Below are 12,084 nucleotides of genomic sequence, written 5' to 3'. Positions count from 1 at the left end.
AAACGGACCGCACCGAACTGAGCATTGAGATAATCAGCCTGTTCGGGTGTCGGGTAAATGCGGACTTTGGTGGCTCTTAACATCATCAACGCTCATCGGGATAGTTTATGTATTTTAACCGCTTTTTGGGGCCGTGTCCCCCCCGGCTGCCAGTGAACGTGATGGTTAATAACCTGAAAGCCCTGCGGGCTTTTCGCCTTATATCACCGCCCGCATTGGGCGAGGGTTTACGGCGGATTTTGCTAAGAAAGGCCAAACCATAAAATAAGCGGCCCTTGTTAATAGTGTCCCTAATAACATGATAAAAATTGGGGGAGGTAAATGTTTTAATAAAGATAATCTGAATAGAGATGCCATTGATTCACCAGGATACGTAATTGAGTTATATTGACTCTATTTCGATAATAACACTCTCTTTAAGGCGGTGACTATCAGATTCAGCCTGCTCCGCTGTTACGCCACACGCAATAGCATACCCTAATCGTTGAGAGCTATTTTTAAGTGATTCAATATGTTCTCCAACGTTAACATCAAAATGGATAAAGTCATTCTTTGTGTAATTTATCTTTTTAACAATACCAGAAGGTGCGGTGATATAAGAAATAGCGGCATATTTATTGCATTTCTCACTTAAGTCAGGTGAAATATTTAACGAAACCTGTATAACTGCTTTCCACATATCAATACCGGTAGCCATTTCCACTAATTCAGGAATATGCTGGCCGGCACCAATAAGCATGAAAGCCAATTCTCCACGACTCACTCGGCGGTTATAACCATGAAAGAATTAGATTAAAGTTAAATGGCCTGAGTCCGGTAGAGTTCCGAACTCAGACGTTATTAGCTGCTTAATGTAACCTGCCCAACTTTTTGGGATAACTTCAGTTTGAAGGAATCTGCCAAATGAGCCGATGTTTAACAGTAGAATCATCCGATATGAAAAGCAGATGGATCTAGTTTGAATTCTTTGTCAATTTCCAGCTTTTTCAATATCGCGGGAAGAACTTGGTGAATCGTACGCATGCCGACCAGAAGTTCGTTCATATAAATGTCTGGATGGATACGTGAAGAATTAAACCCTAAACTTTCTGCTTCGGCTTCGTGACGGAGATCGTCACCAGAATCATAAATTAACGCTAGAAGTTCTGCCCTAAGAGGAACACCAGCCCGAAATGCCTTATCCTTAACAATATTAAGCCATTTTTCGTAATCTTTAATAACATCATATTTAAATTCTTGGTACCTAGGAGCCAGTTTTGTATCAACCTCAATTTTACAGGCAGCCAGAGCAACCAAGCAGGGCTCAATGTTTCCTGCCTCTGTTTCAAATAAATCTAACTCTTCATCATAGATGAAGTCAGAAATGTAAGCAGCGTAGAAGCCATAAACATTATTAAGTGCATTGAAGATCTTGTAGATGATATTAGCGTAATTATCCTTTTCTATCGCCTCCCAAAATTCTTCATCTTCATCAACGTCCAGCTCTTCAGGGAATGACTTCGGCGGCTTTATCCCCACGTCTGTAAGTACTCTGGAAACTTTTGAACATAAGAGATCCATCTCGTCCAACAAGGGGTAAGTAATATATCCAGTCTCTGCATTATCGTGAGCCATGTCAGCAAGACGGTATATGAGTTTTTGCCATTTAATGGCTTCTTCATAAGAACCCGCCCAGAGAATAAATTCAGGGTCCAGTTCACCTATCATTGCTACATCCCGGAGTTTCTTTTCCATATCCAGAGATATATGCTCACCCTTTTTCCATTTAGTGATCTGGGTGGGGGACACACCAAGCTGACTGGCTAATTCTTTTTGGGTACAGGATAAAGTACGCAGGGCTAGTTCTACTAAAGCTTCACTTATCATTGTGAGGTTCCTTTTGTTTTACTAAATATATCTAACTATGTAGTAAAAATAGTCTTGCTTATGTTTTAGTATATTTCAATAACTTTTTACTAAAAAATTGCAATTTATTAATTTTCCAGTATTTATCTGCATGGAGCTTTGTTTCAAGTGAAGTTAGGGCTGAATTAAGACGTCCTTTAGACCAGATGTTTACCTTTTTGTGGGGGAAGGAGGCAGTTAAGACATTCGTTGAAGCAGGAACCCACTGAAGAGATTCAGACTACGATCTGAAACTTGTAGGAATCCACGTCCTTTAGGACGTGGTGGATATCAATGTCCCCAAAGCGCATTCATTGGTACTGCAAATGTGTTCGGTATGTGGCTAATTGGCAGGCAATTGTTACCTGTGTAAAGTAAGATGCCACCCTGCCAATCCCTATCAGCCAGTGAAGCTAATCTAGCCAATCCCATACCGTCTTTCGACTGTATGCTGGCCGCTTTTTTAACTTCGACCCCCCAAATTTTTCGACCATCTTCAATAACCAGATCAACCTCAACCTGATCTTTATCACGATAGTGGGAGAAGTGCAGTTCATGTTCACTCCAACCTGATTGGCAGATCAATTGTTGCACCACAAAGCTTTCAAGTACCGCACCAAAATCATGACTAAGGTTATGCCAATCGTCGACTCTCAGATTATTTAAAGCACAAGCCAGACCCGAATCCACCACATGAACTTTAGGGGCTTTAATTAAACGTTTGGCTTGGTTTTTATGCCAGGCCGGTAAGCGCCTCACTAAGAACAAGCGCTCTAGAATGGTGATGTATTTATCCACGGTTTCTCGCTGAAGACCCAGATCTTTCGCCAATCCACTGATGTTCAATAAGTTACCAGTACGCAGTGCAAGAGTCTTGATAAGTCGCAGTAACTCATCTTCATCTCGAATCGCTGCAATGTCTTTTACATCACGTTGAATAATGGCGTTGAGGTACTGCTTATGCCACTGACGAGCCCGCGCCTCACTGCGCGTATTCGGCTCTGGATAACCGCCTTGTACTACAGCTTCTACTACACCTTCAATGAGGATTTGTTCCCCTTTGATTGAAGGAGAGATTTTGTTCGTGATCAGCTGTTCGAGTAGCGATGTGGGACTATGCTGCTTTTCTTGTTCAGAAAGTGGCTGTAAATAGATCACCTCGACACGACCTGCCAATGATTCCTGTACTCCAGGCAGTAACAGCAAATTAGCTGAACCAGTTAGTATGAACCGTCCCGGTTGACGATGAATGTCTATAGTTGCTTTTAAGGCAGGTAAGATCTCCGGCACACGCTGTACTTCATCCAGTGTGACACGTTCTGGCAAGCTTTGTACAAATCCGGTGGGATCGGCTTTAGCTATGTTAAGCAAAGTACTGTCATCGAAAGTTAGGTAAACCCGCCCAGGCTCTAGAGATTTCGCCAGCGTTGTTTTGCCGACTTGGCGAGGACCAAGCAGACACACCACTGGTGTATCAGCCAATGCTGCCTTGAGCTGTAGTGCTATGTATCTTGGGTGTAGTGTGTTATTCAAGGTTGTTCTTTTATGCTCAATGTAGAGAATGAAGCTTAAATTGCTCCGTCTATTTGTTGGCTATGCTATCGTCCAAATGCTGGTTTGTACAGCGTCTATTTGCTGGTTATCACATCGTCCAAATGCTGGTTTAGATAGCGTCTATTTGTTGGTTTCCTTTCCGTCTATTTGTCGATTTCTGACGCTCTTACACGTCAATCAAAACTTTTCCCTTGGGTTTAAAGGCCCGACTGTAACGAAAAACTAGGGTAATTGGAGGAATAAATCTAACAATATCAGACGGTAGAAGAATCGACGCCAGCGGACTTAAAAAGCTTACTGTAAAGCTGTATTGGTGGGGAAGCCACAATCTTGCATTCGCAAAACTGGGGCCGAATATCTTTCGCTTTATGTCGGTGAACTGAGCACCATGACAAGATGGGAGAAGAACCGTCTACTAGCTACGCTTTTCACCCACTATTCAAAACAGCGGTTTAGCTGCCAAGAATTTCAAATCTTATAGTCTAAACCGCCTTTCCCATTTTTATCGAAAAAGCATTCATGATTGAAATAACCGTTGCACATAAACTGGGTAGCAGTTGCATAATAAAACCCAGAATAGTTCCGTTGTTTGCGGCCGGGTGATGATGAGCTTCACCACCCATAGCAATTTGCATAAAAACGGAGTTTGTCAGATAAGCATAAACTAAACCGCAAATCCCTGTAACCAGTAGAAAGCTGATGAGCGTTGCAGTCACCGAACCCACCCTCTGAGGTAATCTTCCCCTGATTGAATTGATGGTGAGCGCGGTCAGGCAACCCGGAGCAAAACCCCATCCTAATAGATACCAAATAGCCATTAGCCCTTTCAGTGCGGAGTCGTGCGCCATTTCCAGAATATCGGCGCGCCATAATATAAGATTCAGACATGCGGCCAGCACCGCCAGAAATACAGAAATAGCAAAGCTATTAGGCAAACTCGACTTTTTATTCACTAAAACACCTTAAGATAAGTAAGGAATCTTGCACCTTTCACAGAATTAAGCAGGAAGCTGCCCAGAATGCCGGCAATCAGTGCGGCAGTGTATCCTTTAATAAGGAACAACAACGGCATGTCTATTGAACCCCAATAATTCAGCCCAACGTTATGGTCCAATCCCCAGCAAAGCGTCTGGCAAACACTAAACAGCAAAGTACTACTCACTGCGGTCACGATATAAGCTCCGGTACTTCCGGGAGTCAAACGAGATGAAACTAAGTAAGTCAATCCCCCAACGGCAGCCCCCATACCGATACCACATAGACCAAGAGCCCACACGAGGCGCCATACCAAGGGACCATGATCGGGAAACAACATTAGCCCCATTAAAAGAAATCCAGCCTCTGCGATAAAGCCCAGAGCAATAAATAGCTTAATTGTGCGTATAGCACGTTTTTCACCTTCTGCTATCGCATATTGTTGATGTTGTTCATTCACGATTCGAGTAGACATTTTTCATCTCCTGAACAGATGTGTTAAATATCCGATGATGTCATTCAGTTTTATCTCTCTGAAGCAGACTATACACGTTGATGAATTGTATAAACCAAGTCAGGCGTTATAGCAGAATGCTGTCAGAGCGAAAAAATACTTTATAAAATATTTCGAAAAATGATCTGATATATATTAATGATAATTCTTAATTATATAAATTATCAATCAATAATATCCAAGCAATAGATGAGTCAAATTATTTAACAATGCAATCACATAAAAAAAGTGATGTAATCACTATGGTATGAAGATGAAAACCTGTCAATGTGAAATAAGAAATCAACAAGGAAACCCAACACATTTACACCATAATACATTGATATTTATTGAATTATATTTAAAAATAGATTCATGACTTAATTAATAGGTTTCAACTTATTTTTTTCTGTCTGCAATATCGCTAAAATACAATAAATAAGGCCTAATATTGGAATTTATAATAATATAAATATTCAATCACGATACTATTTTAATTTTATAATTTGACAATAACTCTATACTTAGTTATTAATTTAACTAAGCAACCAACAAGACAATTATTTAATTATCTATATTTGGCTTCCTTATAACCTATATCTATCAAGAGATATTTAATTACCATGAATAAGTCCGAGCAAAAATTTAATATCAACGAAAGTGTCATAAACGTAGATGGAAAAGAGGTAAAGTTCTTCACATCTCAACCTCTCGATCCAATAAAGAGTAACGCCAAGAAAAATCCTATCGTCCTGGTACATGGCACTGGCGGCAGCACAGAGATACATTTCGGTTATCTCTTTCAACTGCTTGCCGCGGAAAATCGAGTTATATCCCTAGATTTTTCTCAACCAGTAAAGGCAAATGAAACGCTTACCCTTGAACATCTTGAAAAGCAGGTCGAAGCCGTTATTGAAGCAGCAGCGTTGGGAGAGACTGTCACATTGATAGGTTACTCTTTAGGAGCTGTCGTTACTGCTTCTGTTGCCGCTAAACGTCCGGACCTAGTTTGTAATTTAGTTTTGATTGCAGGATGGATGAAAACAGATTTACAGATGGAACGATTTTTATCTGTCTGGCATCAGTTATATGAGATCCAATCACCTGCGATTGCAGACTTTGTGATGTTTTGCGCTTTCAGCTCTCCCAATCATGTAAATATGTTTCCAGATCAGTTTGCAATCAGCTTCGAAAATGCCATACCAGGGGAATTTGAAGCGTTACAAATGGACCTTAATGGCCGGGTTGATATCACTCAAATTGTTCCTACGATAAAAGCCACAACACTGATTATTGGCTGTACGCATGATCAAATAACGCCTATCCGCCACAGCAAAGCTCTGTTTGGCGCAATTCAGGATGCACGCTTTACAGAGATAGAGTGTGGACATGCAGTCGTTTATGAACGTCCTGCGCAGTTGATGCAGGTTATTGACCAATTCTGCGCGAACCCTTCGTTTTATCCTGCCGGAACCATAATCCCTTCAGACCTGCCATAATCCCGTTGATCCTCTGGAGAACTATGATGAATAAAAGCGCACCAGATACAGATATATCACAGGTCACAGATGTAGAGATTATTATCATCGGCGCCGGCTTTGCCGGCCTTGGTATGGGAGCTCAGCTTAAGCGGCGAGCTCAGCAAAATTTTCTTATTCTCGAACGTGCAGATGATGTAGGAGGCACCTGGCGCGATAACACTTATCCCGGCGTAGCCTGCGACATACCCTCACATCTTTACTCTTACTCATTTCGCCCTAATCCTGATTGGTCTCATGTCTTTTCGCCCGGCCATGAGATATATGCCTATCTTCAAGCCACAGCCAAGGATGAAGGATTATTGCCTCATATTCGTTTTGGCGCCAACGTTGAAAAAGCCTACTGGGACAACCAAAAAGAGCGCTGGATAGTTATCACCGCCAAGGGAGTTTTCAGTGGGCAATTCTTGATAGCAGGCACAGGGCATTTAACAGATGAAAATCTGCCACAAATCGAAGGTCTGAGCAGCTTTACCGGGGAAATTTTTCATTCAGCCCGCTGGAAACACCATATCTCTCTGCAAGGTAAGCGAGTAGGCATCATCGGATCGGGTGCTTCAGCAACTCAGCTAGTTCCTGAAGTGGCTAAAAGTGTCTCTGAACTCGTTATTTTCCAGCGAAACGCATCCTATATTATTCCACGTCCTGATCGAAGTTATTCTGATACTGAAAAACAGACTTTCCGACGCGATCCAGAGTCTATGCGTGCAGTTCGTTCAGATATATTCTGGCATTTTGAATCGCTGTATCCAGCTCGCCGTTCTATTCCGCAATATGTTGCAGTATTAAAACATATAGCCTCAGATCACCTTAAACAGCAAATTCCCGATCCAGAGTTACGCGCGAAACTCACCCCGAGTTATGAACCTGGTTGCAAAAGGATTTTGATTGCCAACAACTATTATCCCGCTCTTCTTCGGGATAACGTTAAACTCGAAGCATCAGCCTTGCAGCGCATAGATGGACAAAATGCGGTCTCAGTGGCCGGGAACAGTTATCCGCTTGACGTGCTGATCTTTTGTACCGGTTTTCAAACCACCCAACCACCTTATACCCGCCTGGTTCATGGTCGTGATGGTCTCAGCCTTGCTGATCACTGGTCCCAAGGCATGGAAGCTTTTGCGTCAACCACAGTGACTGGTTTTCCAAACCTGTTTATTATCAACGGGCCAAATGCGACGCTTACTCATAACTCAATCATTTACATGATTGAATCTCAAATAGAGTACATTCTTGGCGCGATTGAATACAGCAGGAAAAATAACAATTACATACTTGAGGTTTCTCCCGAAGCTCAAGATCGTTATTTAGCTGAATTACAAAAGCAGATTAATGGTACGGTATGGGTTGGAGATAATTGTACAAGCTGGTACCGTGATTCCCGCAATAAGCGCCTAACATTAGTATGGCCTGATTTTGCTCATTCATTCAGGGAGAAAAACGGCAATTTTGATCCCACTCCCTATACATTTTATGCAAAAACCGAAGTGGCTAGTTAATAAACTTTAATTTGAAACAGCAGGAGGTTTGTCTCTCAAATTCAAACCTCTTGCCGATGCCAGCAATTACTTTAGAACGGTTTAGTCGGCAAATACTTCCCATCTAACGTAATTACAGCGCGTGAACCACCATTGGGATCATCAACCTTTTTGATATCAAGTTTAAAGTCAATCGCACTGATAATGCCATCACCAAACTTCTCGTGGACAAGCGCCTTAAGCGTTGAACCATAAACCTGTACCATCTCATAGAATCGGTAAATAGTCGGATCTGTCGGCACACCTCCGGGAATACTGCCACGTACAGGGATAGTTTGCAGCAGAAGGAAGGCATCTTCGTCAAGTTCAAGTCGGTCAACCACAATCCTCGCAGCATCGGCGGGCAAAGGATGTTGGCCGAGCAGTGCCGCGGTGACAAATGTGAGGCTCAGACCGGTTCCTTGTGCAATATCCTCAAACGTCAAATTTTTGTGTGTTTTGGCGTCGATGATAGCATCGGTCAGGACCTGACGAGGAGTTTGGGAGTATTGAGATTGTGTCATAATGATTCCTTTGGATTAATAAGCTATTTAGTACGTGGATTTTGGCTGGTGGCAAGCCGCTTGAAAAGCTCGCAGCGTTTTGGGAATACCTCGCGCTGGAATTGTAAAAAGCCTTCAATAATATCCGGCATGTCTTCACTCCATCGTGATCGATAAGAAAGCGGATGGATAAAGAATGAACGAGTTTATCTATAGCGTCAAAGATCGGATTACTATCATCTCTATAATATTTTCCAATAGTTGATTGTCGTTCTGCGGCAACGTATTTGTTTTTTGTTGTTTACATCTTGTAAACGGAAAATGATGACGCTATAGTGTTTACATGATGTAAACTGAGTGAGTGACATGCACGTTATTTCCAAAGATCCATTTGAGAAAGCTGCTCGCGATTTCCCAAATGATGCAGATGCAATTATTGCAACGTATAAGCAGTTAAAAGAAAAAGATTTTGAGAGCCCTGTGGAATTACGAAGTCAGTTCCCCAGTCTTGATAATTTCAAGTACAGAGACAAATGGTGGGTAATAGACATAGGTGGGCAAAACTTACGAATGATTGCCTATATAAATTTCGTTAATAAACGCCTATATGTCAAGCATATAGCCACTCATGCAGAATATAACAAATTAACTAAGCAGTATCGGGAGACGAAAGAATGATTGCAGAACCTACCAAAGCACTTGAAGCCACAAAGGTACTGGTAGCTGCTGTTCCCTTCTTAGGGAGCTGCACTTCCGAGGATGCCTATAATGACGCGCTGGCAATGGTGGATTACCTCATTGAGCACGATGATGAAAATCCACTGATTGACTTTCTAGCCACTAAAATCGCTGAGTATGAAAACAACAATGAACGCTTTGCTGCATTTAATAAAGCAGTGGATGACATACCAACCGGTGTAGCAGCGCTGCGTGTGTTGATGGATCAATACAGGCTCTCTTACTCAGACCTGAAAGAAGAAATTGGCTCCAAATCACTTGTCAGCCAGATTCTATCTGGTAAGCGCTCATTAACGATTGCGCATATTAAAGCGCTTTCCAAGCGCTTCAACGTAAGGCCGGATCTATTTCTGTGACTACTCCCCGCCCTGTCGAGGGTTTACGGCGGATTTTGCTAAGTAAAGACTTTGCAACGCGGAGCCATATTGATTTGTACTTCCAGAAACAGGGAATCACTCCGCGCATTGCAATTGAAGCCAACTCAATCAGTGCAATCGTAGAAATTGTCCGTCGAGGACGACTCGCGACTTTGTTACCTGATGTCATAGCCCACGAGCAGGCCAGACTCTATTCCATTGCCATTCAACCTACGTTACCGCAGCGTAATGCAGTGCTGTTGTGGCGCAGCGGGGCATATCGAAGCGCTGCGAGTCAGGCATTCGCCAATCTAATCACGCACCGTTTCGATGTACACCAAGAAAGTGATGATTTTTGATAATATGGAAAAAATATCGTGTCTGGCGGCTGCTGTAGTTAGGTGTAGTTAGGTATATAGTTAGGACAGCCAATCCATAAGCTTGTCTCTAATGTAATCAGCTGAAAGACGTTCTTGCTCTAAACGTGAAGATTGGAACCGGCCAGAGATAAGATCATTAAACAACTTTGTTTCATCCTCATTTAGCGATGAAGGATTGGATTCTACTGGATTTGATTCAGGAACCATTCTGTCTTCATGAATTTTAACGGTTTCAACATCCATCATCAGAGGCTCAATATCCACAAACTTGTTTCTGGCATCACTGAGAATAGACAACCCCCAAGTATCAATATCTCCCCAATATCCTACACGTTTATTTCTCAGCCATGCCGCATCCATCCAAGCAATGTTTTTACCTCCTCCGATCACCGCTATCGTGTCAAGCATTTCGGATAATGCCAAACCAGACTGTAAATTTTCTACTATTAGAATATTCGATGCCGGAAGTTCGTGCTTTCTAAGTAATTCGCCGGGTATTTGTAGTATCGGCATTCCCCCAAGCGCCGCAGTCGCGGCATGGCAAAGCGGCCTGATAGTTAACCAACCTTTGGGATTTATTGCACACCCTAACCAGGAAATAAGACCACCTGATGCCGAAACAGCTCCCTTGTGAATGATATCGGCTAGCTCTTCAATCAGGAGCTGGTGGTTCTCAAGAAACTTAGTATCAATCCCCATGAGTGGCAGTGCTCTTAAATATTGTCCTTCCCCCAAGCCTTGCTTTAATTGTGGCAGCAATTTCGCTAATAATTCCGCATCTCTCAACGAGAGTTTTTCCACAATATCTATACATTTAACCAATGCAGGATAGAGATCTTTATCAATCCGCAAAAATGGCTTCATATTTCTTTCCCATACCTTACTTCGGGAAAGAGCATCATTTCCTAAAAATTGAATCAAATGTTGCATTGATTCAATGACAACAAAAGTCGGGATTCGTTGCTCAGATAGTTCCCGGAAATTTTTGGAAGACCACTCCACAACATCTTGATAGGGAAATGATCTCCATTCATCAATAAACCGTTGAAAATGAGCTATATCTAATATGGCAGAATTCCCTTTGGGTGGCTTTAAGCCAACGCGAATAGGAAATGCTTTGTTGCCCAGTAGCCGGGCTTTTAGTGAGGAAAGGTTATCCCACTCACGCTGTCTAATGATGCTCTTAACTTGCGCTGGCAATAACCCCCAATGCACCTCATACTGCCCTTTTTTCATGTCAGTTTCTCAAGCTCGATACCCAGATCAGCAGCCTCATCAGACAACTTTTTCTCCTTCTCTTCGCCCATTCTCCGGTCAATTTCTTCCCAAGTCACTTCACATAAATGGCTGTCATGGTTTTCCTGGTCTCTTTCCGCAATGAGTAGTGAACGAGCCGATTCTCTTGCCAGATTCAAGTTCTTATAAGGCGTGATCAAATTAACGTGAATGTGGAGCTCTCTAAATACTCGGAGTACACGCCGACTTACCGTTTCAGCCGTATTTGAGAATGCTTCGTCCAAGAAAACAGTACAGTAAACCGGTCGATCATAGCCATCTGGCGTCAAAACATAGGCCAAACTCTTTTAACGTTGCTAACGTTCTCTCAGCAATTAATCGAATTTGAACAACATCAAGACAATCCAGCATCTGCATACTCGGTTCTCGAGAGTTGATCTGTTCTTCAGCACCTGAAGTATCTAGTTTTTCATCAGGTGATTTAAGGAGCATGCTTTCAGGAGAGGTGACTGCTCCCCGCCGTAAACGGCAAGGCTTCCCACTTCTCAGGCCGCCACCGTCGATGCAACGGATTTACGCTGGCCTCCGTGGGCAGAAACGACGAGTCCCGCCGCCTGTAATTCCTGTATGCCCTTGCGCTCGATGTTGAGCGCTGCGTTGATATCACGATCATGTTCGACACCACAGCAAGGACATGGCCAGCTCCGCTTATGCAGCGGCAGTTCTGGCATTTTGTAACCGCAACAGTGACAGGTTTTCGAACTGGCGAACCACTGATCGAGCTTCACCAGATGAACCCCTTTCTCTGCGGCTTTGTATTCGAGTTTCTTGATGAAGCCATGCCAGCCCGCATCCCCGATAGCGCGGGCAAGGTGGTGATTCTTCATCATGTTGGCCGATTTCAGTGTCT

15 protein-coding genes and 1 pseudogene are annotated in these 12,084 nt (G+C 42.8%); 6 read left to right on the top strand and 10 right to left on the bottom strand.

Annotated features, from left to right (window positions below):
• Nucleotides 1-83, bottom strand: an 83-nt coding sequence (locus Phpb_RS23880; protein WP_165603302.1) for a helix-turn-helix domain-containing protein, incomplete at its 3' end; no start/stop codon positions are given.
• Nucleotides 84-382: 299 nt separating this feature from the next.
• The gene (locus tag Phpb_RS14660) at nucleotides 383-763 is read right to left on the bottom strand and encodes a hypothetical protein (RefSeq protein WP_131817518.1); all 381 of its coding nucleotides are present in this window, start codon (nucleotides 761-763) and stop codon (nucleotides 383-385) included.
• Between the two features lie 8 nt (nucleotides 764-771).
• Between Phpb_RS14660 and Phpb_RS23875 the strand changes: the two are divergent.
• Nucleotides 772-852 (top strand): annotated as a pseudogene (locus tag Phpb_RS23875) (IS3 family transposase); the annotation flags it as partial.
• 75 nt (nucleotides 853-927) lie between these two features.
• On the opposite strand, the gene Phpb_RS14655 reads toward Phpb_RS23875, so the two are convergent.
• The 4 genes from Phpb_RS14655 to Phpb_RS14640 form a co-directional block, all read right to left on the bottom strand.
• Nucleotides 928-1,866 (bottom strand): helix-turn-helix domain-containing protein, encoded by a 939-nt coding sequence (locus Phpb_RS14655; RefSeq protein WP_065390983.1) that lies wholly within the window; start codon nucleotides 1,864-1,866, stop codon nucleotides 928-930.
• Between the two features lie 309 nt (nucleotides 1,867-2,175).
• Nucleotides 2,176-3,417 (bottom strand): ATP-binding protein, encoded by a 1,242-nt coding sequence (locus tag Phpb_RS14650; protein ID WP_065390982.1) that lies wholly within the window; start codon nucleotides 3,415-3,417, stop codon nucleotides 2,176-2,178.
• Between the two features lie 503 nt (nucleotides 3,418-3,920).
• A complete protein-coding gene (locus Phpb_RS14645) occupies nucleotides 3,921-4,391 on the bottom strand; it encodes a hypothetical protein (RefSeq protein WP_065390981.1) in 471 nt (156 codons plus the stop codon).
• Nucleotides 4,391-4,888 (bottom strand): hypothetical protein, encoded by a 498-nt coding sequence (locus tag Phpb_RS14640; protein ID WP_065390980.1) that lies wholly within the window; start codon nucleotides 4,886-4,888, stop codon nucleotides 4,391-4,393. The genes Phpb_RS14645 and Phpb_RS14640 overlap by 1 nt, the downstream gene beginning before the upstream one ends.
• Nucleotides 4,889-5,529: 641 nt before the next feature.
• Here Phpb_RS14640 and Phpb_RS14635 point away from each other — a divergent pair.
• Both Phpb_RS14635 and Phpb_RS14630 read left to right on the top strand, forming a co-directional pair.
• The gene (locus Phpb_RS14635; RefSeq protein WP_065390979.1) at nucleotides 5,530-6,405 is read left to right on the top strand and encodes an alpha/beta fold hydrolase; all 876 of its coding nucleotides are present in this window, start codon (nucleotides 5,530-5,532) and stop codon (nucleotides 6,403-6,405) included.
• A gap of 23 nt (nucleotides 6,406-6,428) precedes the next feature.
• Nucleotides 6,429-7,943, top strand: coding sequence for a flavin-containing monooxygenase (locus tag Phpb_RS14630; protein WP_240492561.1), 1,515 nt, complete (start codon nucleotides 6,429-6,431; stop codon nucleotides 7,941-7,943).
• Nucleotides 7,944-8,014: 71 nt separating this feature from the next.
• Here Phpb_RS14630 and cynS read toward each other — a convergent pair whose 3' ends face one another.
• Entirely contained in the window at nucleotides 8,015-8,485 is a 471-nt protein-coding gene (cynS, locus tag Phpb_RS14625; protein ID WP_065390977.1) for a cyanase, read from the bottom strand.
• A gap of 345 nt (nucleotides 8,486-8,830) precedes the next feature.
• On the opposite strand from cynS, the gene Phpb_RS14620 reads away from it, so the two are divergent.
• Genes Phpb_RS14620 through Phpb_RS14610 form a run of 3 tightly spaced genes read left to right on the top strand, consistent with a single transcriptional unit; the run spans nucleotide 8,831 to nucleotide 9,917 of the window.
• Nucleotides 8,831-9,142, top strand: coding sequence for a type II toxin-antitoxin system HigB family toxin (locus tag Phpb_RS14620; RefSeq protein WP_065390976.1), 312 nt, complete (start codon nucleotides 8,831-8,833; stop codon nucleotides 9,140-9,142).
• Nucleotides 9,139-9,558: a helix-turn-helix domain-containing protein gene (locus Phpb_RS14615; RefSeq protein ID WP_046397624.1), complete on the top strand. Its 420-nt coding sequence runs from the start codon at nucleotides 9,139-9,141 to the stop codon at nucleotides 9,556-9,558. The genes Phpb_RS14620 and Phpb_RS14615 overlap by 4 nt, the downstream gene beginning before the upstream one ends.
• On the top strand, nucleotides 9,555-9,917 hold the full coding sequence (locus Phpb_RS14610) for a LysR substrate-binding domain-containing protein (protein ID WP_240492560.1): 363 nt from the start codon (nucleotides 9,555-9,557) through the stop codon (nucleotides 9,915-9,917). The genes Phpb_RS14615 and Phpb_RS14610 overlap by 4 nt, the downstream gene beginning before the upstream one ends.
• 60 nt (nucleotides 9,918-9,977) lie before the next feature.
• Here the strand turns inward: Phpb_RS14610 and Phpb_RS14605 are convergent, their stop codons facing one another.
• From Phpb_RS14605 to Phpb_RS14595, 3 genes are all read right to left on the bottom strand, one after another.
• On the bottom strand, nucleotides 9,978-11,174 hold the full coding sequence (locus Phpb_RS14605) for a DUF3322 domain-containing protein (RefSeq protein WP_065390975.1): 1,197 nt from the start codon (nucleotides 11,172-11,174) through the stop codon (nucleotides 9,978-9,980).
• On the bottom strand, nucleotides 11,171-11,515 hold the full coding sequence (locus Phpb_RS14600) for a hypothetical protein (RefSeq protein ID WP_065390974.1): 345 nt from the start codon (nucleotides 11,513-11,515) through the stop codon (nucleotides 11,171-11,173). Before Phpb_RS14600 ends, Phpb_RS14605 begins: the two co-directional genes overlap by 4 nt.
• Nucleotides 11,516-11,719: 204 nt before the next feature.
• The coding region (locus tag Phpb_RS14595) for an RNA-guided endonuclease InsQ/TnpB family protein (RefSeq protein WP_240492559.1) at nucleotides 11,720-12,084 on the bottom strand (365 nt) is incomplete at its 5' end.

The sequence above is a fragment of the Photorhabdus namnaonensis genome (assembly GCF_001684335.1).
Taxonomy (GTDB): Bacteria; Pseudomonadota; Gammaproteobacteria; order Enterobacterales; family Enterobacteriaceae; genus Photorhabdus; species Photorhabdus namnaonensis.
Note: the sequence above shows the minus strand (reverse complement) of the source record. Positions and strands in the feature narration are given on the sequence as shown.